Below are 24,025 nucleotides of genomic sequence, written 5' to 3' on the forward strand. Positions count from 1 at the left end.
GTAGGACATCGCCAGGCACCTATCCCGAACAAGCCCCAGCCTAACCGCTGGGGCTTTTTCTTTTGTGCAAATGCTAGCACTGCTATCGGTCCTCACATACAATTACGCTATGATCGTGACTGAACAAAACACTCCGCTTAATCTGCTTCATACCTTTCGGCTACCAGGCTTTGCTCGGGTGGTTCATTTCTTACGTGATAAAAAACAGTGTTCAGAACTCCCAACGGAAAACTACTTAGTGGTTGGCCATGGAAGCAATACTATTTTTACCGCAGATTTTGAGCGACCATTGGTGCGAGTCGAATTAAGCGGGATCGATGTGAGTGAGTCAGACAGTGACTGGCTACTTGATGTGGCTGCTGGTGAATCATGGCATCAGCTGGTGACTTACTGCCTCAATAAGGGCTTTTTTGGCTTGGAAAATCTGGCTTTGATTCCTGGTACAGTTGGCGCCGCACCAGTGCAAAACATCGGGGCTTACGGTTGTGAAGTGGCACAGTTTATCGACTCTGTTGAAGCATGGGATCGCCAGCAACGCTGTTTTGTTGAGATCACCCATCAGGATTGTCAATTCGCCTACCGTGACAGCGTATTCAAACAAAACCCCGAGCGCTGGCTAATTACTGCGGTACGTTTGCGTCTACCGAAGCAATGGCAGCCAAATACGCGGTATGCCGAATTAAACGATTTAATGAACCCCACAGCTGAGCAAATCTATCAGCGTGTGGTTGCGGTTCGCCAAGCCAAATTACCTGATCCACAGGTGCTACCCAACGCTGGTAGCTTTTTTAAAAACCCAACCATTAGTGCTCAGCATTACCAGGCCCTATTACAACTGTACCCCGGCTTAAAGGGCTATGCTAACGCAGATGGTAGTATGAAGCTGGCAGCCGGTTGGTTGATTGATCAGCGCGGTTGGAAGGGTGTTAAGCGCGGTACCATTCAAGTGCATCAGCACCAAGCCTTGGTGTTGGTCAACACAGATAATGGCTGTGGTAGCGACTTGCTGGATATGGCAAAGGCTATTAAAAAGGACATTGAACAGCATTTTTCTATCGCCTTAGAGGTGGAAGTGCGGTTATTTAATCAACGGGAATTGATACAGATATGAAGCAGAAACAGCACAACATTATTCGCTTGATTGAGTTATTGGCCGATGGTGAATTTCACTCGGGTGCTGATATCGGCAGCGTTCTTGGCGTGAGTCGAACTGCCGTGAGCCAATATGTTTCTGGTATTCAAGCGCTAGGGCTCGACGTATTTCGGGTTACGGGGCGCGGCTATCGATTGGTTGAACCATTACAACTACTTGAGGCGTCGAAAATTAGCGCGTTACTTGCTGATTTAGGCCCCGCAAACCTGCAGCTGCAGCGCATTGTCAGCTCTAGTAACGATGTGGTCAGACAGTTACCGCTGCAGCAAAAGGTTGCTGGTTATACTGTGTTAGCCGAAGCTCAAACTGCCGGGCGGGGACGGCGCGGTAAGCAGTGGCAATCACCGTTTGGTTGTAACTTGTATTTGAGTATGTACTGGCCGTTAAGTAAAGGTATGTCAGCCGCAATGGGGTTGAGCCTCGTGGTAGGTACTGTTCTAGCTGAAGCGTTGCAAGCTGCAGGCATCTTAGGCGTGCAAGTAAAATGGCCAAACGATGTATTAGTCGATGGGCGCAAGATTGCCGGTATTTTGGTTGAACTAGAGGGGCAAGCCAGCGGTGATGCCAACGCAATTATTGGGGTTGGGGTTAATTTAGCGATGCCAGCGTGGTTGAGCGCTCAGATTGACCAACCTTGGACCGATTTACGTACTGTATTAGAAGCGCGTTTTGATCGTAATTGGTGGGCCGCCGAACTCATTCGTCGATTCCGCCAGGGGCTTGATGAGTTTGAGCAGTTTGGGTTAACACCGTTTATTAATCGCTGGCTACAGTTTGATTGCTTAGCACTACAACCGGTTAACGTACTGATGGGTAGTCAAGTGCTCGAAGGAATCGCCGAGGGAATTGATGCACAAGGTGCGTTATTGGTCCGTCGTCAGGGTAAACTGGAAACATTTCACGCAGGGGAAGTTAGTTTACGTCATGCTAAAAAAATTATTGATTGATGCCGGAAATACCCGTGTAAAAAGCGCTCTACTGGATGAAGAAGGGCACGTAGAGCCATTATTTAATGTCAGCTATACCGAACTGGAAGGGTTGCCATTAAACCTGCCGGTGAGTGCAGTTTGGTTAGCCGTAGTGAGTGGCGGCGAACGTCATCAGGCGATTACCCGATGGCTCGAGCAACAGCCGCAGTTGCAGCTACATCAGGTGCATTCTGAGGCTTCTGCTTTTGGTGTTCGTAACGCCTATGCGCAGCCACAGCATTTAGGTGTTGATCGCTGGTTAGCCATGATCGGTGCCTATAATGAACAGCCTAAAGCGACTTTAATCATTGATGCGGGCACCGCCATAACGGCCGATTGGATTGATGCCGATGGGGTACATTTAGGCGGTTGGATTGCGCCTGGCGTTGATTTAATGCAGCAGTCGGTGACCAGCAGAGCGCCACGGGTTTTTAGCGATCCTAATTTAGCTTGGGGAAAGGCCAATCAATTGGGGTGTAGTACCCCAGAAGGGCTCGCCAATGGGGTGGTGAATGGTTTTGTTGGTTTAATTCGGCAGGCTATTCACGTGACTGAAACTGAGTTGGACTGGTTTGATTATCGCGTACTGTTTAGTGGTGGCTCAACGCCGTTATTGCCAGCCGATATTAAACGTCGGGGTGAATTGCGCACCGAATTAGTGCTGCAAGGGTTGAGTTATTACGCCGCACAATCGTAACTTCGCTCATACAAAAAAAGCGCCCTAGAGGCGCTTTTTTTATACCGATGTACTGTTACGATAAGCGAGCACGAAAATCTTCGTAGCTAAACTTCCGCTTCAAGTCAAAGCTGCCATCTTCACGCAGAATGCCGATACTTGGGTGCTCGACACCGTTGAAGAATGTTGATTTCACCATGGTGTAATGCATCATATCTTCAAAGATAATCCGTGAGCCAGGCTGCAATGGCTCAGCAAAGCTATATTCACCAATAACATCGCCGGCTAGGCATGAATTACCACCAAGCTTATAGGTATAGGCTAACTTATGCGGTAAGTCAGCACCCGTAACAGCAGGACGGTAGGGCATTTCTAAAACATCGGGCATATGCCCAGTAGCAGATACATCAAGGATGGCGATTTTTCCGGCATTCTCAACAATATCAACAACTTCAGCGACTAAAGGCCCAGTTTGCCAAGCGACGGCTGAACCTGGTTCTAAAATCACCTCAATTTGGTATTGCTCGCGCACTCGCTTTAATTGCTTGATCAAGTGCTCAACGTCATAGCCGGCGCGAGTCATTAGATGACCGCCGCCCAAATTGAGCCATTTCATGTCATGTAGCAGGTGACCAAATTTTTCTTCGACCGCGGCTAATGTGCGTTCTAGCGCCATCGAGTCACACTCACAGAGGTTGTGAACATGCAGACCTTCAACGCCAGTTAAGTCGACACCCTCTAATTCAACGGCGCGAATACCTAAGCGAGAGCCCGGTGCACTTGGGTCATATAACTCAGTTGCGGCTTCTTGATGTTCAGGATTTACCCGTAAGCCTGGTGATACCCCAGCGGCGATAGTTTGCTCGGCATAGCGCTGCCACTGGCCGACACTATTAAACGAGATGTGATTGACCAACGGTAATAAGGTATCGATATCGGCTTGCTTATAGCCCGGTGCGTAGGCGTGTACCTCGCGCCCGAATTCCTCATACGCTAATTTAGCTTCCCATACTGAACTGGCCGTGCAGCCTACTAAATACTGACGGACCAGCGGGAAAGCGCTCCACATAGAGAAGCCTTTCAAGGCTAGAATAATCTGTGCACCGCTTTGCTGTTGCACATACTGCATCAGTTCGAGGTTACGCTTCAACAACGCCTCGTTAAGCACATAACAAGGCGAGGGAATGGCGCTACTTACATAAGGATTGCTCATCTGTTACCGCTTAAATGGAGAGTCACATTCAACCACCTGCCAGGGCAGGCCATATTGATTCAGACGGTTCATAAACTCATCTGGATCGAACTGTTCCATGTTCCATACCCCTGCTTTCATCCAATGCCCTTGAACCATCATTGATGCACCGATCATAGCCGGTACGCCGGTGGTGTAGGACACTGCTTGGGCACCGACTTCAGCGTTACAGGCGGCGTGATCACAGTTGTTGTAAATGAAAATCGTCTTTTCTTTGCCGTCTTTTAAACCGGTTACGTAAGTACCGATACAGGTCAAGCCGGTGTAACCTTCCGCCAGTGAGCCTGGATTTGGCAGCACCGCTTTTAAGAACTCCAATGGCACAATTTTGTGGCCTTGGAATTCAACCGGATGAATAGATGTCATGCCGACATTCTCAAGTACACGTAAGTGCGTTAAATACTGCTCACCGAAAGTCATCCAGAAGCGCGCCCGTTTAATGGTCGGGAAGTGCTTGACGATGGATTCTAACTCTTCATGGAACAGCAAATACGATGCGCGCACGCCAACACCCGGATAATCGAGGTCTTCGCGCACACTAATTGGGTCGGTTTCATGCCACTCGCCGTTTTCCCAGTACTTACCGCGTTGGGTAATTTCGCGGATATTGATTTCTGGGTTGAAGTTGGTTGCAAATGCCTGACCGTGATCGCCACCGTTACAATCAACGATGTCGAGATAATGAATTTCGTCGAAATAATGCTTCGCTGCATAGGCGGTGAACACGTTGGTTACGCCCGGATCAAAACCAGCGCCAAGTAAGGCCATGATGCCTTTCTCTTTAAAGCGCTCGTGATAGGCCCACTGCCATGAATATTCGAATTTCGCTTCGTCTTTTGGCTCGTAGTTAGCAGTATCTAAATAGTGCACGCCAGTCTCTAGACAGGCATCCATGATCGGTAAGTCTTGATAGGGCAGAGCAACGTTGATCACCAATGCAGGTTGCACTTGGCGAATTAACGCGGCAACTTCAGCGGCAATGTCAGCGTCAACCTTGTAGACACCAACCACGCGATCTTTGCCGGCTTCTTGCTGCAGGGCTTCGCATTTAGACAAAGTGCGGCTGGCCAAGTGAATTTCACTAAAATACTCAGGCAGCATGGCACATTTTTTCACTACCACACCAGCGACGCCGCCAGCACCGATAATTAACACTCGAGACATGTGAACAACCCTTTTTTGTGATCCATGGAGGGGTTAAATTAAGACCGTAACGATAGCATATAATTGACTATTCCGCATGATCTGCGGCGAAAAAATCTAGTCGTGTGACGATAGCGGCAGAACCCGCTGAGCAATGCTTTGTTGGACTATTTCTGAGCAACCTAAGGCAACCATGGCATTGATATAACCGCTGGCCATTTGTCGTTTGTGCCCGCGGTGGACCAACTCGAATTGATTGGTCTGCCAAAACGATAAAACATCGGGAGCAGCACCAAAACTACTGCCCAAGGCGTCAATCTGGTGTTGCCAGGCAAGCTCACGGATACGCGCCAATAGCGCACTACCATGGCCGTTGCGCCGGCATCCAGCAGTAATTGCGATACGTACAATACGCCACCACCGCCATTGTAACGGCTCGCTTTGCTGCCAGTTATAGGCCAATGCCTGTGGTAACAGATCACCGGCTGGACGCCTATTACCGGCCACAATGGCGCTGTGCAGATGGGCTGGTACAGGGCCCTCTTGTGCAAGCCAAACTAACCCGACCAACGCACCCTGTTGACATAAAATCAGCAGTTTTTGGCGCTCGTCGTCGAGTAATAACCGTAAATCATTGGGGCTACTCTGATAGTGTGCTTCTAGCAGTAGCTGCATCACCTGCTGAAGTTGCTCATCACGTAACTGAGAGGCATGCAGCCAATGGTAGCCATCTTGCCATTGCTCACTGGTTGGTTTGTCGCGCATACATAGCAGTCGTTCCAGCCACTCTTCACAGTCATCGGGCGCACGCCAGCGCAGCGGTTGCTCAAGCTGATGTTGGACATACTGCTGTTGCTGGCCCAACCAAGTGAGAAACCGAATCACAAAACCACGACCACAACCTTCGTAGCCTTCGACAGTGGTGGCAAGGCCCCAAACCTTAAAGCGCTGACATAGCTGCTGTAAGATGTGGATAGGTAGCCCGGCCGCCTCATCAATGACCAGTCGAATAGCGGTACTCGGAAGCTCCAACAGCCGTTCCCAAGCGATAAATTCTGCGCGACCATTGGCTTGTTGTAGTAAGCCATTAACCTGACTCCGTTTCGGTGCGGTGACGATTAACCGCTCGGGCCCAGAGTATTGCGCTAATGCAGCGCCGAGGGTGGTGCTCTTACCACGCCCACGATCTGCCATAAGCAGATGCAAGCACTCGGGTTGATTGAGCATTGCGGTCATAATCTGCTGTTGCATTGGGGTCGGAAATGTCGGCGCGAGCGGCACTGAAATAGGGCGCTGTGATAGTCGCTGATAGGCTTGTCTGAGTGCCGATGCATGGCTAACTTGGATCACCAAGGTAAAGTGCTCGGCGAGCCTTAGTAAGCGCTCAGTAAAGGCTGTGACATGCTGCGGTAAGTTGATGATCAGTAGCCCACCAGCGGTAACTGTGCCGGCTAACGCAGCGAGTGCGTCAGCATGAATACTGTGCTGGAAATTGAGCACTACCAAGCTGTTATTGGCGCCAAGATAATCACGATAACGATGCATGGCATAGCGGTCGTCGGCTTGATCATCAAGCACTAATGGCGTTTGCTGATCAAGCGGTAGCCGATAACCATGCGGACATAGCAGCACCGCTCGCTGTTGGTGCTGCATTAACTCATGCTGAAAAGCCTGCAACAGCTGAACGGTTTCCGGCACGTTATGAGAACCAGCGCAGTAACTTCTGTTTGAACGAGGTATAGGGTGGATAGCGGAAGCTTGGATCGGACCAAAACGGCCGTACCATCACTGCTTTGTGATGGCTAAACGTATCAAAGCCAAATTTACCGTGATAGCGACCCATACCACTTGGACCCACGCCACCAAATGGCAGTTCTGGATTGAGCATGAACATCAGGGTGTCATTGTTGCACTGGTTACCGGCATGGGTTTGCTCGGTCAATTGCTGCAAACTCCGTGCTGATTTACTGAAGCCGTAAAGCGCTAATGGTTTTTCTCGACTATTAATAAATTCAATTGCGGCCGCCAAATGCGGTACTTTGATGATCGGTAATAGCGGACCAAAGATTTCATCTTGCATCAGCTTACTGTCGGCACTCACATTAGTGAGCACGGTCGGTTCGATATAACGCAGCGCCTTGTCGGCGCGACCACCAATGGCGATGGTGCCGTCAGCTAAGTAATCGATTAAACGCTGGCAGTGCTGAACGTTAACAATGCGGCCATAATCGGTAGCATTTTCCGCATCCATACCATAGAACTCGGAGATAGCACTACGAAGTTGCTCAATGAATGCATCATGCACACGTTCATCAACCAGAACATAGTCGGGTGCAATACAAGTTTGCCCCGCATTGATCCATTTACCCCAAGCGATACGCCGCGCAGTCACCGCTAAATCAGCATCCGCCAGCACGACCGCGGGACTTTTACCACCCAGTTCAAGGGTAACCGGGGTGAGATACTCGGCTGCAGCTTTCATGACAATTTTACCGACTCGGCCGCCACCTGTGTACATGATGTGGTCAAAGCGCTCAGCCAGCAGCTGTTGCGCCACATCGGCACCGCCGGTGACTACTTGTACCGCGGCGGAATCAAGGTAGTCAGGTAATAAACGCGCCAATTCAGCGGCTGTGGCTGGCGCTAATTCTGAGGGTTTGACGACCGCACAGTTGCCGGCCGCTAAAGCGGCAACCAATGGGCTCAGCAGTAATTGAATAGGGTAGTTCCAAGCACCAATAATCAGGACCACGCCCAATGGCTCTGGGTGTAAATAACTGCGACCCGGAGCTGCCAGCAACGGTTGTGAGACACGTTTTGGCTTGTTCCAGCGCGGCAAGTGCTTGATGGTGTGTTTGATATCGCTTTTCAAAAAGCCCAGCTCAGTTAACCAGCCTTCAGCGGCTGATTTACCAAGGTCTGTTGCCAAGGCAGTCAGCAGGGCTTGCTCATGATCGTCGACCAGTTGCGATAGTTGCGTTAATTGCTTAATACGCCACGCCAATGGACGGGTCAGGCCACTGGCATAGCTACTGCGCAAGCGTTGCATCATAGCGTTCATTCAAATCCACCTAAGGTTATAGTCTTGGTCACTTGGTATTCAGCCAGGCCGAGGCTTGAACCCTCAACGCCGATACCTGATTCTTTCACGCCACCAAAGGCGTTATACGCATGTGATATCGCTCCGGCATTGATACCTAACATACCGCATTGTAATTGCTCTGCGACGCGCGCGATACGGCGATAATCGCTACTACAAAAATAGCCCGCTAGGCCAAATGGCGTAGCATTAGCGAGTTCTAGCGCTTCAGCTTCGCTATTAAACTGCTGTAACGCAAGTATTGGGGCGAAAATTTCCTCTTGGCTAATCGCCATAGTGGGCGTCACTGCAGTAATGAGGGTTGGCGCATAGAACAAAGGCCCCAACTGGTGCAGCACATCGCCTCCACACAGCACCTTAGCACCAGCATCAACAGCTTGTTGCTGTAACTTCTGCGCTTTGTCGATCGCCGCTTGGTTAATCAGCGGGCCGTAATCAATACCCTCTTTATCGCCAGGGCCTACTTGCAGCTCAGCGAGCGCCCGCAGCAGGCGCTGTTCAACTTCGCTGATGATACTGTCATGGACTAATACGCGATTGACACTAATACAGGTCTGTCCGGCGTTACGAAATTTAGCCGCCAGCAATTGCTCTATAGCGAGATCTAAATCAGCGTCGTCAAAAATGATAAAAGGAGCATTACCGCCCAATTCCATTGAGACCTTCTTCATACCGCTACTGCACTGGGCCATCAGTTGTTTACCTACCTCTGTGGAGCCGGTAAAGGTAAATTTGCGTACCCGTGGATGCTCGGTAAGTACTTTGCCAATCGCTTTGGCTTGACTGCTCGGTAGCATATTGATGACACCCTGCGGGATACCGACCTCTGCTGCCAGTTGCATCAGTGCTAAGGCTGACAAGGGCGTCAGTTGCGCGGGTTTAACCACAATAGTGCATCCAGCCGCTAGTGCAGGAGCGACTTTACGGGTGATCATGGCATTGGGGAAGTTCCACGGGGTTATGGCGGTGCACACACCAATCCCTTGCTTACTGATCCAACTGCGTTTGTCGGCAGCGCTGCGCGCTAAAACTTCACCGTGATGACGCTCAGCTTCGCCAGCAAACCAATCAATAAAACTGGCACCATATTCAATTTCGCCAACCGCTTCGGCAATTGGTTTACCTTGCTCACGGCTCATCAGTTCGCCGAGCGCCTGTTTGTTGGCGACGATGGCCTGATACCAGGCGCGCATTAATTCGGCGCGCTCTTTAGCGGTTTTCGCTTGCCATGGGCCCAACGCTTTATAGGCGGCGTCTATAGCTCTTTCAGCAAGCGCTGGATCAGCATCGCAGACCTCGGCAATGAGCTCACCATTAGCCGGGTTGTAAACGCTGAAACGCTGCTCGCTGGGGATCCAATTACCATCGATAAACGCATCAACTTTAAGTAATGAACGTACTGTATGTTGTGGCATAACACCTCCTTGATGGTTGAACAGTTAGCCTAACAGAGCGACTCTCTGCTTGCCATCCATATACATTTGTTATAAACTGCGCGTCCTCAGGGTCATTACCGCTATTGATGGGAGCGGCCTTACCCCTGAATCGCTGGGGTAAACGGCGCCTAAATCCTGCCAGAGTGTTCATCGTGTTCTGTAGCCAGGCGTATCTTCCCCTTTATATGCTCTACAGAATTATGCGAGAACAATATGTCTGAAGTAATGACTGGCCAAACCTTTGCCGATTTGGCCCTGCCTGCTGTCGTGTTAAAACAACTCGAAGCAATGAATTTCACTATCCCTACGCCTATCCAAATTCAAGCTATTCCAGCATTAATGGCTGGCAAAAATGTCTTGGGTGAAGCGCAAACTGGTACCGGTAAAACCGCTGCTTTTGGTTTGCCTGGTTTGAGCTTGATTGATGCCAAGTTACGCCAAACGCAAATGTTAGTGGTGGCACCAACCCGCGAATTAGCCTTGCAAGTCGCTGAAGCCATCACCGAGTTTGCTAGCCAAATTCGTGGCCTTGAAGTGGCTACCGTGTACGGTGGCTCAGCTTTTGGCCCACAGATCAAAGCCTTACGTGGCGGCGCCCAAGTGGTTGTCGGTACCCCAGGTCGCTTACTGGATTTGCTCAACAAAGGCGTGTTACAGCTGAATGCCCTACGTTTAGCGGTGCTTGATGAAGCCGACGAAATGTTGAACATGGGCTTTATTGAAGATATCGAAACCATCATGAAAGCGGTGCCAGCAACGTCTATGCGCGCATTGTTTTCGGCTACCATGCCGCCGGCTATCCGCAAATTAGCCAAAACCTTCTTGGTTAACGAGCAGGGCGAGCAACCGTTGAACATTCAAATTGCTGCTATTGCTAAAGAAAAAGCCAGCATCCGTCAGCGCGCTTGGGAAGTTCGTGGCCTGAGCAAAATTCAAGCACTGTGCCGTATTCTTGAAACTATGGATTATCAGCGCGTATTGATTTTCGTGCGTACTCGTCAAGATACCATGGAAGTGACTGAGCAATTGCAGGCTTCTGGTTTCAAAGCATCACCATTGAGTGGCGATTTGAACCAAGCACAGCGTGAGCAAACAGTGAGCCAGTTGCGTAGCGGTCATATTGAGATCTTGGTTGCCACCGACGTGGTTGCTCGTGGTCTTGACGTGCCAGAAATCACCCACGTGGTGAACTATGATTTACCGGGCGATATGGAGTCTTATGTACACCGCATTGGCCGTACTGGTCGTGCTGGTCGTAGCGGCGAGGCCATCTTGTTCTTCCGTACCCGTGAGCGTCATTTACTGCGTCATTATGAGCGTTTGACCAACGGTACTATTGAATTCTTTGAGGTGCCGACTGCTCGTGATTTAGGTTTACACCGTCAACAGAAATTGCAGCAAGTGATTCAGCACACTGTCGCTGAGCAAGACTTGACTGCATTGACTGAAATTTTGGCGCAAATTCAAGCCCAGACTGAATTGTCACCGGTACAAATTGCTGCGGCCTTGTTGGCACAGCAGAATAATCGTCGTCCGCTGATCGTGGCTGATGATCCAGCGCCGCGCAAATTTGCTGAGCGCGCTGAGCGTAACCCGCGTGCTGATCGTGGCGAGCGCAGTAATGCACGCCCTGACAAACGTGGTGACCGCCCAGTACGTGCTGGTCGTGAAAGCCGTGAAGCACAAATTGAATTTGATACCTATCGCATTCAAGTGGGCCGTGAGCATGGCGCGCGTCCACAGGATATCGTTGGCGCTATTGCCAATGAAGCCGAGATGGACAGCCGTTATATTGGTCAAATCCAGTTGTTTGACACCCATAGCTTAGTGCAGTTACCAAAAGGCATGCCGGCCGGTGTGGTGAAAATTCTGCAGCGTGCGCGAGTGCGTCAAATGCAGATGGATTTAACCCTCGCCAACAACGAAGTGATTAGCCGTAAACCGCCACGCGCTGACCGTGGTGAACGCGCTGAGCGCAGTGACCGTCCAGCACGCGCTGGTGAGCGTCCGCCGTTTAAAGCCGGTGGTCGTGGTGGTGATAAACCACGCGGTGGTCGTCGCTTCCAGTCATAAGCCTTATAGCTGGTCCAAGCGGGTGAGATAATCGCGCGCTTGCTCCAGCAGGCTGTTACGATCAGCGTCACTGCGTTGCTGCCATTGCTTGGTGATCAGCGCCATACGCGGGTTGTGCTTCAGCCGCTCAAAGTGTTGGTCTATAAAGTGCCAATACAAGCTATTAAAAGGACAGGCCTGCGGGCCTGTTTTTTGTTGCACGTTATAATGACACGAGCCACAGTAATCGGACATTTTGTGGATATAAGCACCACTTGAAATATATGGCTTGGTGGCCAGCAAACCGCCATCAGCAAATTGACTCATGCCACGGGTGTTGGGCAACTCAACCCATTCCAATGCATCAATGTAGATACCCAAGTACCACTCATCCACAGCATCTGGATGCACACCAGCCAGTAGCGCGAAATTACCCGTGATCATAAGCCGTTGAATGTGATGCGCGTAGGCATAGTCCAACGACTGTTGAATACTGTGCTGCAAACAGCGCATCTTAGTATTGCCATGCCAATAGAATTCTGGCAACGGCCGCTGGTGCTCAAAGTAATTCATGCTGCGGTAAGTTGGCATGTGCTGCCAATACATGGCGCGTACAAACTCACGCCAGCCAATGATTTGCCTCACAAAACCCTCTATTTGAGCCATATCGATACGCTCAGGGTGCTGCTGCCAGGCGTTGATAGCGGCCTCGACCACTTCTCGTGGGCTGAGAATTTTACTATTCAGTGCAAACGACAAGCGCGCATGAAACAGTGACCAGCCACGCTCGGTCATGGCATCTTGATAACGACCGAAATCGGGCAGCAGTTCGGTGACAAAAAAGCCTAGTAATTGCCGTGCTTGGGCGCGGTTAACGGGCCACAAAAAGCGCGCTGCATCAACGTTTCCCAAGTGCTCAACCTGGTGGTTTTGTAGTAGGTCAGCTAATTCAGTGAGATCATTGCTAAAGAGCAGCGGAGCTGGAATATCGAGCTGCTTCGGTAGTTTATTGCGATTGTCTTTGTCAAAGTTCCACTGGCCACCAATCGGTTGGCCCTCAGCCGTCATCAGATAGCCAGTTTGTTTACGTACGCGCCGATAAAAGTACTCCATCAAATAGCTTTTCGCCTGTGGAAACCAGCGTTGTAGGGTGTCCCGCTCGGTGAGGAAATGTTCGCTGTCAAACCACTGCACCGCAATATCGCTGCTGCTGGCAAATTGCTGTAATTGCTGGTCAACGCGATACTCATCCGGTTGTTGCAAATGAATCTGTTGAACCTGCAGGGCGCTTCCTAGTTGTTTTAGGTTGCTGGTCAGGCACTGCTGGTTGTGGTCACTATCAAGGCGTAGATACAGTACCTGGTGCCCGACCTTCGCTAGAGCGGTTGCAAAGGCGCGCATGGCGGCGAAGAACGCTAACAATTTTTGCTGGTGATGACGCACGTAGTCGGTTTCTTGACGGACTTCCATCAACACGATGACCCGTTTTGGGTCAATATGGTTGAACCAACTGTGACTCGCGTTTAGTTGGTCGCCGAGCACCAAGCTCAGGGTATCGCATGGTCCGGTCAGGTCAGCGGCTGACGTGGCGCAGTTGGTTAGTGAAATATCAGCGTGTTGCATGGCTAGTCTCAGCTCGAAGTTGTCGTTGTGTCATAGCTCTTTACGCTTTTTTGCATGGCGATGATCAGGAAAATTTGGCATTATGGCGCATATTCCTTTTGCTCTCTCAGCGCAGGTAACCGCATGCAACCAGTAAATGTCATTTGTATCAAGTGGGGTGCTAAGTACGGCCCAGAGTATGTGAACACACTATACTCCATGGTCAGCCGTAATTTATCGCGTCCATTTCGTTTTGTTTGCTTAACCGATGATCGTGAAGGCATTCGTGACGAAGTCGAAGTAAAGCCTATCCCAGCCATTGGCTTTGAAGATTTTGATCAGCGTAAGCCGTGGACTTTTGCCCATGGTTGGCTGAAGTTAACCTGTTTTGCTGAGCCACTGCACGATTTAACAGGTCCCACGCTATTTCTTGACTTAGATATCGTGATTGTCGGCTCACTGGATGAGTTTTTCCAGCCAGAAGGCGAGTTCTTAGTGATCAAAGAGTGGGACAAATCAGATGCTACCGGCAATACCTCGGTATTTCGCTTCACCATTGGCGCCCATGTTGATGCCCTCGAACATTTAAAGAATGATCCAATTGGCTCGCGCAAAGACGTGCGCAACGAGCAAGAATTTATTACCCAATTTGTTGCTCGCCAAGGGCGTTTGAAATATTGGCCAGCAGAATGGTGCCGTAGCTTTAAACGCCATTGTTTGCGGCCGTTCCCGCTCAGCTGGTTTCAACAACCGCGCATTCCTGCTGGTGCTAAAGTCATTATTTTCCATGGTCGCCCGCACCCTGATGATGCCGTCGCAGGCCGCAGTGGTAAATGGTACCGCAAAGTATTACCTACCGCGTGGATCAGTGAATACTGGCGTTAAGCGTTTATGACCCTCAGTTATCGCGTGCTGATAGCGTTACTGACGCCACTGATTTTTATCTATCTGTGGGTACGTGGTGCGCGTGCCCCAGAATACCGTAAGCGCTGGTCGGAACGCTTAGCGTTACAGACAGTTCCGGTGCAAGCCCGTGATGGCATTGTGATTCACTGCGTGTCAGTGGGGGAAACCGTAGCCGCGCGCGGTCTCATTGAAGACATTTTACGCAGCTATCCACAGTTGCCGGTTACCCTCACGGCAATGACGCCCACGGCCGCTGAGCTGGCGCAAAAATTGTTCGCTGACCGGGTCTATCATTATTACCTACCTATCGACACCCGTGGCGCGATGGCACGCTTTATTGAAAAGTTTGCGCCACGTTGTGTGCTGATTTTGGAAACCGAGTTGTGGCCCAACTTATTGGCTGAAGCCAAACGTCATGGTGCCCAAGTTATGCTGGTTAATGCCCGGCTATCGGCAAAATCACTACGCAGTTATCAGCGTTTTAGTTGGTTGCTTGGGCCGATATGGTCTGCCCTCGATTTAGTCATTTGCCAGCATGTCGACAGCGAGCGCCGCTTTCAGCAGCTCGGTGTAGCCCGCGAACGCACTGTGGTGCGCGGAAATCTTAAGTTTGATTGCCAAGTGCCTGCGGCAACAACGCGCGCGGCAAAACAATGGCGCACTGAATTGGCGCGGCCAATACTGGTGGCGGCTAGCACTCATCAGGGTGAAGATGCGATTATTCTTGATGCTTTTGCCCGCTTGATTCAGGCTGTTCCTGAGCTGTTATTGATCATAGTGCCACGTCACCCAGAGCGATTTCGTGAGGTCACCAGCGCGGCCCAGCAGCGTTTTTCAACGCTGACTCGCAGTTCAGGGCAGACCGTCAGTGCCAGCGACCAAGTGCTTATTGGTGACACCATGGGCGAGCTGCTATTTTGGTATGCCGCGGCCGACATCGCTTTTGTCGGTGGTAGTTTGATCCCACGTGGTGGGCATAATCCGCTGGAACCTATTGCGACTAAAACACCGATTATTTCGGGCCGTCATGTCTTCAATTTCCAACCCCTATTTGACCGCTTAACGGATGTCAACGGCGTGCGCTTGGTGGATGATGCTGAGCAGTTAGCCGAACAATGCTTGCAGTTGCTACAGCAACCCGTACAAGGGCAAACTATGGCGGCTGTTGCAAGCGAAGAGTTTGCCGCGGAGCACGGCGCAACAGCACGCGTATTAGCTGATATTCAGGGGTTATTTCCGCCGCCTAACGGCCAGGCAAGGACACTAAAAATGATTCTAACGAGCAACCCGAACGCAGCTACCGAAATTTGGTTTGATGATAACTTAGCCACGGCAGTCAGCGATGACTACTTTGCACCGAGTTTTTGGCGCCAGAAAGGGCAGATTATTGGCTCAGCTACTGGTCGTGCGAGTGCTTGGTTTATTCAACATCAACCGCAGAACATGCTGCTGAGACATTATTATCGTGGTGGTTTAGTCGGCAAGTTTAATCGTGATCGATTTGCTCGTGAGGCGATAGTTAAATCACGCGCTATGGCTGAGTTTTCGTTGTTATTACAGTTGCGTGAGCTGGGTTTACCAGTGCCACAACCAATCGCTGCGCGTTATCAGCGAGCACCCATTTGGGGTTACCGTGCAGATATTTTGGTGGCGGTGATTGCCGATTCGCAAGATGTCTTTAAGCTGTTATTGCAGCGTTCGCTAACAGCGGCTGAGTGGCAATCGGTGGGGGCGACTATTCGTCAGTTGCACCAAGCCGGGGTGTATCACTCAGACCTCAATTGCCACAACATTATGCTCGACCAAGCCGGTAAGGTCTGGCTGGTTGATTTTGATAAATGTGGGTTCCGCACCGAGGGCGAGTGGCAGCAAGCCAATTTACAACGGCTGCTGCGTTCGTTACTGAAAGAGCAGGGCAAAGCCGAGCAGAGCCAGCAGCTGTTTCATTGGCAGCAAACAACCGACTGGCCCCATTTGTTACAAGGCTATGAACAGGCTTAAGCGCGCACTTGGCCTTGGCCGCGAACCACAAACTTTTCCGTGGTCAGGGCGCTCAGCCCCATTGGCCCGTAAGCATGCAGCTTACTGGTTGAAATACCGATTTCAGCGCCTAAGCCTAGCTGCCCGCCATCACTAAAGCGTGATGAGGCATTGTGCATGGTGACCGCGGAATCAACCTGCTGAATAAACTGCTCGGCAGCCGCTTGATTGCGAGTGGCAATCACCTCGGTATGACCACTACCAAACTGGTCGATATGCTCTATCGCTGCGGCTAACGATGGCACCGTGCGTACGGCAATCTCCAGGGCTAGATACTCTTCGCCGAAAGCATCATCGGCAATCACATTTGCCGCTGCAAAATAATGCGCGGAGTTGCGGTCTGCGTGAATGGTGACATCATGTTCGGCTAGAGCTTTAGCCGCCCGTGGTAAAAAATCGCCAGCGATATCTTTATGTACCAATAAGCCCTCTAAGGCGTTACATACACCGGTACGTTGGGTTTTGCCATTGAGCAGGAGTGCTAATGCCTGTTCGATATCGGCATCGCGGTCAACATACAGATGACACACCCCTTTGTAATGTTGGATCACAGGAATTTTGCTGTGCTCACTAACAAAGCGGATCAAGCCTTCACCACCGCGTGGGATAACCAAATCGATATGATCCTGCTGCTGCAATAAATCGAGCATCAGGGCGCGATCTGGCGTAGGTACCACGGTGATTAGTTCGGCTGGCAAATCGCAACTGCGAAGGGCGCTATGCAGCGCTTCGGCAATAGCTTTGCTGGTGGCAATTGCCTCTTTACCGCAGCGCAGTATCACCGCGTTGCCGGCTTTGAAACACAAGGCGCCGGCATCGGCGGTCACGTTCGGACGGGCTTCATAGATCATACAAATAACCCCCAATGGAATGCGCATTTTGCTCACATCAATACCATTACTGGGTTGGCTAAACGGGCTCACTTCACCGACTGGATCAGGGAGTGCAATAATTTCTTCGATGGCGCTAGCCATGTCATCTATACGTTGCGGATTCAGCGCTAAGCGGTCCATCATAGCAGCCGATAGTTGTTGTTCGCGGGCGGCCTGCAAATCCTGCTCATTCACCGTCAGAATTTGTGCTTGCTGTTGGCGCAAGGCATCAGCCATGGCCTGTAATGCGGTGTTTTTTTCTGCGGTGGTTAGGCGCGATACGACTTTTGCCGCTTGGGCGGCTTGTTGTGCTAAAAATTCTGCTGTGGGGCTGTTCATAGATCCTCCAAAATCGTTAAGTCATTGCTATCAACCACGTCATTGCTCGGCTCATGACCAAAACTGGCCGCCAGTTCGCAGAGCTTTTGTTCTTTTAAGTAGAGCAATTCGTGGGAGCTGTAACGCGAGATACCTTTAGCGACCGCAGCGGCTTGATTGGGTTGTCGTATCATCACTGCATCACCACGATTAAAACTGCCATGCACATCAATGATGCCCATAGCCTCAAGGGCTTCGCCCTGCAGCAATTGTTGCGCTGCTTCAGCATCGACCACCAGTTCACCTTGGGCTACTAAGGTGTGACGCAGCCAGTGCTTTTTATTACTCATTGGGTCTTGCTGGCATTGGAACAGGGTGCCGGGGTTTTCACCACGCAACAGTTGTTCGAAGGTATTGCCCTTGCGACCATTGACAATATAGGTATCAATACCGTGCGAGGTGGCTTTTTCAGCCGCCTCAATTTTAGTCCGCATACCGCCTGTGGCAATCGCATTGGTGGTATCGCCAGCCAGTGCGAAGATGCTCTCGTCGATTTGGCTAACCAAAGGGATTTTCTTGGCATCGGGATTGACGCGCGGGTCGGCATTAAATAAGCCGTCAATGTCCGAGCAAATGAATAATGCATCGGCATCAACTACGGTCGCGACCATGGCGGCTAAGTTGTCATTATCGCCCACTTTCATATCGTCAGTCGCTAACGCATCGTTTTCATTGACGATGGGGAGCACGCCGTTGTCCAACAAGGTTTTGATGGTATTACGAACACTCACGTAACGGGCGCGATCACGTAAGTCACCGTGCGTCATTAACACTTGTGCACAGGGGAAATCAAAAAACCGGGTCCAGTTTGCCATCATATCGCTCTGGCCCACGGCGGCCATGGCTTTCTTGATCGTTGCCGGCACCGGGTCACTTTCAAAGCGAATATGTTTGCGACCGGCAGCAGCACTACCTGATGAGACTAAGACGATTTCTTGACCGCGTTCGCGGCATTCGATGATGAACCGAGCAATGGCTAATAAGTATTTACTGCTGGTTCCTGCGTTGTCTGGCGCTATTAACGCGCTGCCTACTTTGAGCACAGCACGTTGCCAGGAAGGCATGTTCATAACCACTCCCTATTGATTATTAAGGCGAGCAGTATAGCAAAATTAGCTGTCGGCCTCGAGTATATGGTTATAAGCGAGGCTTATTTTCACTATGAAAGGTTATATTCGATGATTATTTACTGGGTGGTACGTAACCTTCTACGTGCACGTCTTTACCCTCAAACAAAAAGGCAATCATTTGCTGTTCAAGAAATTCGCGCGCTGCGGGGTCCATCATATTAAGGCGTTTTTCGTTGATGAGCATGGTCTGTTTTTTCTGCCATTCAGCCCAGGCTTGCTTGCTAATGTGGTTGAAAATACGGCTGCCAATCTCACCTGGATAGAGCTGAAAATCGAGCCCTTCAGCTTCTTTTTTATAATAGTCACAAAATACAGTACGGCTCATCAGATTCTCCTTGGCTTATCGGCGCAATTCTACGTGTTTGACAGGGGGCTTGGCAAATGCTGACGCAGGTATTTTGCAATCGGTGCTGGCAGCCCTATGTTGCTTAACTCATGCCATTGCACCTGGCGTTGTATCGCTGTGGCGCTAGCGTGGGCCACATGCGGTTGATTTGGCTTGTGGGTAACCACTTGAGCGATTAATTTATAGTGGCTAAAGGTATGTTTGAAGGTACCGTGTTGACTAAATGACGCTTCAGCGTGACTAACTGAGTCAGCGGTCAGCTCCGGCAAACACCATAGACTGGGCCATATGCCTGTGGTTGGCCTTTGCTCGAGGAGCACACCGTGTTGATCGACCTGCCAGAGAAAAATGCCGTGTCGAGTCGGTATGGCTGCTTTAGTCTTGCGCTGCGGTAACTCATCCACCCGATCATACTTGACTGCTTGGCAATTTGGTTTTAATGGGCAGTTGTAACATTGCGGCTGGCGCGGTGTGCAGATTGTTGCGCCTAAGTCGAGCAAACCTTGTGCGTAGCGCCGGTTATTACTGCTTGGAGTGTAATGCTCAGCAAGCTGCCACAACAGCCGCTGCTGAGCGCTTGTTGAGAGGTCACCTGCAATGGCGAAGAAACGGCTAAATAAGCGTTTAACATTACCATCAACAATGACACCATCACGATCATAGGCGAAGGCTCGGATAGCACCCGCGGTGTAGGCACCAATACCGGCAATTTCTCTTAATTCGTTGGCTTCGCTCGGAATATTGCCATGATAATCACGACAAATCTGTTGCGCTGCGCGGTGCAGATTGCGGGCGCGACTGTAGTAACCCAATCCTTGCCATAAGGCCATGACCTCATCAGTGCTTGCTGCGGCTAACTGCTGCACGGTTGGGAAGCGGCTGAGCCAGCGCTGAAAATAGGGAATAACGGTACTAACTTGTGTTTGCTGTAACATCAATTCACTGACCAAAACATGGTATGGGTCAGCATCAGTTTGCCATGGTAAATCGTTACGACCATGCTGCTTTTGCCATTGAATCACTGTGTCTGCAAACTGCTCTGCGCTTAATACGGCGGTAAAAGTCTCTAGCGATTGTTGCACCAGTCAATACCTTATCTTGAAAAAACTAATAACAAGTGCGCAAATTTAATGTAAAGAGTGCTTAAAAACGAGTGAAAGTGGGCGATCTTTACAATTTTAGTGTATATTGTTGACATAGAATCTGATTGAGAATCACAAGGAGCATCTCATGAAAAAATTATCTGTTATTTCAATTGCAATCATTGCAGCTTGTACAGCTCTTCCGAGCTTGGCACAGGATGTCCGTTCTGACGAAGCCGGTCAATGGTTTGTTGGCCCGCGTATTGGCCTCATGGGAACTGACTCAGACCGTCAGAGTGTTGAAAACAATCAGCTGCGCAGCTATGACGGCGGTTTAGATACCACTTTTGGTGGTATTGAATTGGGCCACAATTTTACTAAAGAGTGGGGCTATCGGGTTTATTACGATTTGATGCGTAGTAACGCCCAAGATGGCGGCTCTGCAAGTGGTAAACGTTTTGGTACTGATATTTTATATAACTTCACCGATAATCTGTACGGTGGTATCGGTATCAACGCGACTGAAATCGACGATATTTCGAATCGTTTCTTGCGTTTAAGTGGTGGATATAAAACTTACTTAACCAACGACGTAGCGATGACTTTTGAAGCAGCGTTGCAACAAAGCGACACAGACTTAACTGAGTTTATGTTCCAAACCAGTTTACGTTACTACTTTGGTGGCGGTGCCAGCTATACAGCTGCTCCAGCAAAAGCTGAGCAAGTGCAGAAGCCTGCAGAGCCGGTGAAGCCGGTAGTTGTTGCAGATATCGATTCTGACAACGATGGCGTACTAGATAGCAAAGATAAGTGTCCAAACACGCGCGCTGGCTATAAAGTAGATGCCGATGGTTGTGTGATGTACGAAAACCAAACCGTGACCAAGAGTTTAGTGGTTAACTTCGGTTTTGACTCGGCGGTGATTAGCGCAGACGGTAAAGCTGATATCGCTGATACTGCTGCGTTCTTAAAAGACTATCCGCAGTTAGATATCGTCATTGAAGGTCATACTGATGACCGTGGTGCAGCGAGCTACAACCTGAGCTTGTCAGAGCGTCGTGCCAAGGCCGTTGGTGAAAGCTTAGTGACTGATTTTGGTATTGATGCTGCACGCGTAAGCACTGTTGGCTATGGCGAAGGCAATCCATTGGTGCCAAACGACAGCGATGCCAATCGTGCCAAAAACCGTCGCATTGAAGCGCGTATGTCAGTAACGACTCGCGTACCAATCGAAAACTAAAAGCAGAAAATTGCTGATAAAAGGCGTGTCAAACTTGCGTTTGACGCGCCTTTTTGCATAATGCGCCAAGTTAATCGTCCGCACTAAAGTGATACCATGACTGATTCTAGTAAACCGAATACTGTTCGTAGCCACAACGCTCTTGAAGATGCTCAAGCAGAAGGGAAATATATTCGTCCGGTACGCAGTTTTGTGCGTCGTGAGGGGCGTTTAACCAAAGGCCAAGCCGCAGCTTTAGAGCGCCAATGGCCGCGCTTAGGCTTACACCACAGTACCAGCAGCATAGCGTTGGAGCAGGTCTTTGGTCGCGCCGCCGATACGGTGTTAGAAATAGGCTTTGGTATGGGGCATTCGTTAGTTACTATGGCCGCCGCCGCGCCGGATAAGAACTTTATCGGTATTGAGGTACATGGCCCTGGTATTGGAGCCTGCTTGCTTGAGGCTGAACAACAACAAGTCACTAATTTGCGCTTGTATCAGCATGATGCGGTGGAAGTATTGCGCGATAGCATAGCGCCAAATTGTCTAGCGACGGTACAGATTTTCTTTCCCGATCCTTGGCATAAAAAGCGCCATCATAAACGCCGTTTAATTCAACCGGAATTTGTCGAACTACTGCGCAGCCGCCTGAAAGTCGGCGGTATTCTGCATTTAGCCACTGACTGGCAGCCTTATGCAGAGCACATGCTTGAGGTACTCAGTGCGGCACCCAATTGGCGTAACTTAGCTGGCGAGCAGGGTTATGTGCCGCGCCCTGAAGAGCGCCCGTTAACCAAGTTTGAGAAGCGTGGTGAACGTTTAGGCCACGGTGTGTGGGACCTCAAGTTCGAGCGTACCGCTTAGTCATTACCGACCATGTCATCAAGAATACTGTTGAGATACCGCCGACCGAGTTCTGTGGTATGCCAATATTGCTGGTCATCATCAATTAATTGCTTGGTTTTGGCGCTGGCAAGCGCTTGTTCAGCCCGCGCCAACTCAAGCCCTGTGCGCTCAACGAATAGTTGCTTCGGGATTGCCTCAAACAGCCGCAGATAATTCATAAAAAACTCAAATGGCAATTCATCCTCGGCAACTGTCCAGCTGCGATAGCGCAGTGGTCGGGTTAAGTCGAGATAGCCTTGCGGATGCTTAATTTTTTCACAGCGGCGAATGCTTAAACCATTGTCAGTCATTACGGTGATTTTACTGTGCGCGCCGCAACCAATGCCAAGGTAGTCGCCAAACTCCCAATAATTACGATTATGCTTGCTTTGATGGCCAGGCTTGGCATATGCGCTGACTTCGTACTGCTGGTAACCTGCAGCAATGAGCTTATCGTGCCCCTGTTGTTGAATGTCCCACAAAATATCATCGTCGGGTAGCTGCGGTGGACGGCTAGCGAAAGCGGTGTTGGGCTCAATCGTCAGTTGGTACCAAGAAATGTGCGGCGGTTGCAGGGCAATAATACCGTCTAAGTCAGCCATGGCATCAGCTAAGGTTTGCTCGGGTAAACCATGCATTAGGTCCAAATTGAAACTGTTCAAACCCAATTGCCCAGCATGCTTGGCCGCCAGTCGCGCCTGCTCAGGATCATGAATACGTCCGAGTCGTTGCAACTGTGACGCTGATAAACTTTGCACACCAATAGACAGCCGTGTTACGCCAGCCCGCACATAACCAGCAAAGCGCTCAATCTCAAAAGTGCCGGGGTTTGCCTCTAAGGTGATTTCACAGTTTGGTGCCAAAGGGATCAGTTGTTGCACACCTTGTAATAATCGGTTGATAGCATCAGCGCTCAATAAACTCGGTGTACCGCCACCAATAAAAATACTGTTGAGCGGGCGCTGTTGCACATCAGCTAAATCGGCGCGCAGGTCATCCAGTAAGCGGTTGATGTAGGCTTGTTCCGGAATATCCTGTTTCAGTGCATGCGAGTTAAAATCGCAGTAGGGGCATTTCTGAATGCACCAAGGCACATGAATATAAAGCGCTAGCGGTGGCAGCATCAGGCGTCCTGCATTAGCTGCGCGAGCAGTTGCTGAAGCGCTTTCGCACGATGACTCAGTATTCGCTTTTGCTGCGGCGGCAGTTGTGCCGCCGTGCAATTGTGGTCCGCGACCCAAAAAATCGGATCATAGCCAAAGCCATACTCACCCTGTGGCTGTTCGGCAATGCTGCCGTGCCATTGACCATGACAAACGATAGGGCATGGATCTTCGGCATGGCGCATAAAGGCCAGTACACAATGAAAACTGGCTTGGCGCTCGCTGGCTGGCACAGCCGCCATGCGCTTGAGCAGTTTATCGATATTGGCGCTATCATTGGCACCCGGTCCGGCATAACGTGCTGAATAAATACCCGGCTCACCGCCTAAGGCGGCTACGGCCAAGCCTGAATCATCCGCTAATGCTGGGAGGCCAGTTTGTTGTGCGGCATGGCGTGCCTTGATCAAAGCATTCTCGATAAAGGTCAGCCCGGTTTCGTCAGCGTCGCTAGCGGCGAGCTCGGTTTGCGCAATAAGTTGCCACGAGAAAGGTTCTAATAGCTGCTGCAATTCAGTGACTTTGCCCTTATTACCCGTTGCCAGTACAATTTTATTCATGAGGTTTTACCGGAGCTTTGGTTTGGCTGGTATTATACGGTTATTAGCGCGCACCACCAAGGGAG

General features: G+C 50.4%; 20 protein-coding genes. 8 read left to right on the forward strand and 12 right to left on the reverse strand.

The annotated features are described in order from the left end of the window. The first annotated feature begins 115 nt into the window (after positions 1-115). Genes murB through EFO84_RS02950 form a run of 3 tightly spaced genes read left to right on the forward strand, consistent with a single transcriptional unit; the run spans position 116 to position 2,818 of the window. On the forward strand, positions 116-1,111 hold the full coding sequence (gene murB, locus EFO84_RS02940; protein WP_164742364.1) for a UDP-N-acetylmuramate dehydrogenase: 996 nt from the start codon (positions 116-118) through the stop codon (positions 1,109-1,111). Beyond that, on the forward strand, positions 1,108-2,100 hold the full coding sequence (gene birA / locus EFO84_RS02945; protein WP_127346586.1) for a bifunctional biotin--[acetyl-CoA-carboxylase] ligase/biotin operon repressor BirA: 993 nt from the start codon (positions 1,108-1,110) through the stop codon (positions 2,098-2,100). The genes murB and birA overlap by 4 nt, the downstream gene beginning before the upstream one ends. Then, complete coding sequence (locus EFO84_RS02950) at positions 2,078-2,818, forward strand: type III pantothenate kinase (protein WP_164742365.1); 741 nt, start codon at positions 2,078-2,080, stop codon at positions 2,816-2,818. Before birA ends, EFO84_RS02950 begins: the two co-directional genes overlap by 23 nt. Positions 2,819-2,873: 55 nt before the next feature. On the opposite strand, the gene nspC is transcribed toward EFO84_RS02950, so the two are convergent. The 5 genes from nspC to EFO84_RS02975 all read right to left on the reverse strand — a co-directional run bounded on the left by nspC (position 2,874) and on the right by EFO84_RS02975 (position 9,707). Continuing rightward, on the reverse strand, positions 2,874-4,010 hold the full coding sequence (gene nspC, locus EFO84_RS02955) for a carboxynorspermidine decarboxylase (protein ID WP_127346588.1): 1,137 nt from the start codon (positions 4,008-4,010) through the stop codon (positions 2,874-2,876). Between the two features lie 3 nt (positions 4,011-4,013). After that, positions 4,014-5,213 (reverse strand): saccharopine dehydrogenase family protein, encoded by a 1,200-nt coding sequence (locus EFO84_RS02960; RefSeq protein ID WP_127346589.1) that lies wholly within the window; start codon positions 5,211-5,213, stop codon positions 4,014-4,016. Between the two features lie 96 nt (positions 5,214-5,309). Continuing rightward, positions 5,310-6,890, reverse strand: a complete 1,581-nt coding sequence (locus EFO84_RS02965) for a tRNA(Met) cytidine acetyltransferase TmcA domain-containing protein (protein WP_127346590.1) — start codon at positions 6,888-6,890, stop codon at positions 5,310-5,312. A 1-nt stretch (position 6,891) separates the two neighbouring features. Then, positions 6,892-8,253 (reverse strand): aldehyde dehydrogenase family protein, encoded by a 1,362-nt coding sequence (locus EFO84_RS02970; protein WP_127346591.1) that lies wholly within the window; start codon positions 8,251-8,253, stop codon positions 6,892-6,894. Continuing rightward, entirely contained in the window at positions 8,250-9,707 is a 1,458-nt protein-coding gene (locus EFO84_RS02975) for an NAD-dependent succinate-semialdehyde dehydrogenase (RefSeq protein ID WP_127346592.1), read from the reverse strand. The genes EFO84_RS02970 and EFO84_RS02975 overlap by 4 nt, the downstream gene beginning before the upstream one ends. Before the next feature lie 234 nt (positions 9,708-9,941). On the opposite strand from EFO84_RS02975, the gene EFO84_RS02980 reads away from it, so the two are divergent. Next, positions 9,942-11,801, forward strand: a complete 1,860-nt coding sequence (locus EFO84_RS02980) for a DEAD/DEAH box helicase (RefSeq protein ID WP_127346593.1) — start codon at positions 9,942-9,944, stop codon at positions 11,799-11,801. 3 nt (positions 11,802-11,804) lie between these two features. On the opposite strand, the gene EFO84_RS02985 is transcribed toward EFO84_RS02980, so the two are convergent. After that, positions 11,805-13,403: a cryptochrome/photolyase family protein gene (locus EFO84_RS02985; RefSeq protein ID WP_127346594.1), complete on the reverse strand. Its 1,599-nt coding sequence runs from the start codon at positions 13,401-13,403 to the stop codon at positions 11,805-11,807. 123 nt (positions 13,404-13,526) lie between these two features. Between EFO84_RS02985 and EFO84_RS02990 the strand changes: the two genes are divergently transcribed. Together EFO84_RS02990 and waaA are read left to right on the forward strand one after the other, a co-directional pair. Continuing rightward, a complete protein-coding gene (locus tag EFO84_RS02990) occupies positions 13,527-14,267 on the forward strand; it encodes a glycosyltransferase (RefSeq protein WP_127346595.1) in 741 nt (246 codons plus the stop codon). 6 nt (positions 14,268-14,273) lie between these two features. After that, on the forward strand, positions 14,274-16,289 hold the full coding sequence (waaA, locus tag EFO84_RS02995; protein ID WP_127346596.1) for a lipid IV(A) 3-deoxy-D-manno-octulosonic acid transferase: 2,016 nt from the start codon (positions 14,274-14,276) through the stop codon (positions 16,287-16,289). Here the strand turns inward: waaA and EFO84_RS03000 are convergent. The 4 genes from EFO84_RS03000 to mutY form a co-directional block, all read right to left on the reverse strand. Further along, positions 16,286-17,539 carry a glutamate-5-semialdehyde dehydrogenase gene (locus EFO84_RS03000; protein ID WP_127346597.1) on the reverse strand — a complete coding sequence of 418 codons (1,254 nt, stop codon included), beginning with the start codon at positions 17,537-17,539 and terminating at the stop codon, positions 16,286-16,288. The genes waaA and EFO84_RS03000 overlap by 4 nt on opposite strands. After that, positions 17,536-18,648 (reverse strand): glutamate 5-kinase, encoded by a 1,113-nt coding sequence (gene proB, locus EFO84_RS03005; protein WP_127346598.1) that lies wholly within the window; start codon positions 18,646-18,648, stop codon positions 17,536-17,538. Before proB ends, EFO84_RS03000 begins: the two co-directional genes overlap by 4 nt. Before the next feature lie 112 nt (positions 18,649-18,760). Continuing rightward, positions 18,761-19,033 carry an oxidative damage protection protein gene (locus tag EFO84_RS03010; RefSeq protein ID WP_127346599.1) on the reverse strand — a complete coding sequence of 91 codons (273 nt, stop codon included), beginning with the start codon at positions 19,031-19,033 and terminating at the stop codon, positions 18,761-18,763. A 29-nt stretch (positions 19,034-19,062) separates the two neighbouring features. Next, positions 19,063-20,136, reverse strand: a complete 1,074-nt coding sequence (gene mutY, locus EFO84_RS03015; RefSeq protein WP_127346600.1) for an A/G-specific adenine glycosylase — start codon at positions 20,134-20,136, stop codon at positions 19,063-19,065. Positions 20,137-20,284: 148 nt separating this feature from the next. Between mutY and EFO84_RS03020 the strand changes: the two genes are divergently transcribed. Together EFO84_RS03020 and trmB are read left to right on the forward strand one after the other, a co-directional pair. Next, positions 20,285-21,376 (forward strand): OmpA family protein, encoded by a 1,092-nt coding sequence (locus EFO84_RS03020; protein WP_127346601.1) that lies wholly within the window; start codon positions 20,285-20,287, stop codon positions 21,374-21,376. Between the two features lie 96 nt (positions 21,377-21,472). Next, complete coding sequence (gene trmB, locus EFO84_RS03025) at positions 21,473-22,219, forward strand: tRNA (guanosine(46)-N7)-methyltransferase TrmB (protein WP_127346602.1); 747 nt, start codon at positions 21,473-21,475, stop codon at positions 22,217-22,219. On the opposite strand, the gene hemW is transcribed toward trmB, so the two are convergent. Together hemW and rdgB are read right to left on the reverse strand one after the other, a co-directional pair. Then, positions 22,216-23,364, reverse strand: a complete 1,149-nt coding sequence (gene hemW / locus EFO84_RS03030) for a radical SAM family heme chaperone HemW (RefSeq protein WP_127346603.1) — start codon at positions 23,362-23,364, stop codon at positions 22,216-22,218. The two genes, trmB and hemW, sit on opposite strands and share 4 nt — an antisense overlap. Continuing rightward, positions 23,364-23,960, reverse strand: coding sequence for an RdgB/HAM1 family non-canonical purine NTP pyrophosphatase (gene rdgB / locus EFO84_RS03035; protein ID WP_127346604.1), 597 nt, complete (start codon positions 23,958-23,960; stop codon positions 23,364-23,366). Before rdgB ends, hemW begins: the two co-directional genes overlap by 1 nt. Positions 23,961-24,025 lie beyond the last annotated feature (65 nt).

Source organism: Pseudidiomarina mangrovi, from assembly GCF_003999375.1.
Classification (GTDB): Bacteria; Pseudomonadota; Gammaproteobacteria; order Enterobacterales; family Alteromonadaceae; genus Pseudidiomarina; species Pseudidiomarina mangrovi.

Coding starts and splice junctions, on each gene's coding strand:
- proB (WP_127346598.1), bottom strand. CDS start 18,648: ATGAACATGCCTTCCTGGCAACGTGCTGTGCTCAAAGTAGGCAGCGCG.
- EFO84_RS02960 (WP_127346589.1), bottom strand. CDS start 5,213: ATGTCTCGAGTGTTAATTATCGGTGCTGGCGGCGTCGCTGGTGTGGTA.
- nspC (WP_127346588.1), bottom strand. CDS start 4,010: ATGAGCAATCCTTATGTAAGTAGCGCCATTCCCTCGCCTTGTTATGTG.
- waaA (WP_127346596.1), top strand. CDS start 14,274: ATGACCCTCAGTTATCGCGTGCTGATAGCGTTACTGACGCCACTGATT.
- EFO84_RS02970 (WP_127346591.1), bottom strand. CDS start 8,253: ATGAACGCTATGATGCAACGCTTGCGCAGTAGCTATGCCAGTGGCCTG.
- EFO84_RS02990 (WP_127346595.1), top strand. CDS start 13,527: ATGCAACCAGTAAATGTCATTTGTATCAAGTGGGGTGCTAAGTACGGC.
- EFO84_RS02980 (WP_127346593.1), top strand. CDS start 9,942: ATGTCTGAAGTAATGACTGGCCAAACCTTTGCCGATTTGGCCCTGCCT.
- EFO84_RS02985 (WP_127346594.1), bottom strand. CDS start 13,403: ATGCAACACGCTGATATTTCACTAACCAACTGCGCCACGTCAGCCGCT.
- hemW (WP_127346603.1), bottom strand. CDS start 23,364: ATGCTGCCACCGCTAGCGCTTTATATTCATGTGCCTTGGTGCATTCAG.
- EFO84_RS03000 (WP_127346597.1), bottom strand. CDS start 17,539: ATGAACAGCCCCACAGCAGAATTTTTAGCACAACAAGCCGCCCAAGCG.
- EFO84_RS03010 (WP_127346599.1), bottom strand. CDS start 19,033: ATGAGCCGTACTGTATTTTGTGACTATTATAAAAAAGAAGCTGAAGGG.
- birA (WP_127346586.1), top strand. CDS start 1,108: ATGAAGCAGAAACAGCACAACATTATTCGCTTGATTGAGTTATTGGCC.
- trmB (WP_127346602.1), top strand. CDS start 21,473: ATGACTGATTCTAGTAAACCGAATACTGTTCGTAGCCACAACGCTCTT.
- EFO84_RS02950 (WP_164742365.1), top strand. CDS start 2,078: ATGCTAAAAAAATTATTGATTGATGCCGGAAATACCCGTGTAAAAAGC.
- EFO84_RS03020 (WP_127346601.1), top strand. CDS start 20,285: ATGAAAAAATTATCTGTTATTTCAATTGCAATCATTGCAGCTTGTACA.
- EFO84_RS02975 (WP_127346592.1), bottom strand. CDS start 9,707: ATGCCACAACATACAGTACGTTCATTACTTAAAGTTGATGCGTTTATC.
- rdgB (WP_127346604.1), bottom strand. CDS start 23,960: ATGAATAAAATTGTACTGGCAACGGGTAATAAGGGCAAAGTCACTGAA.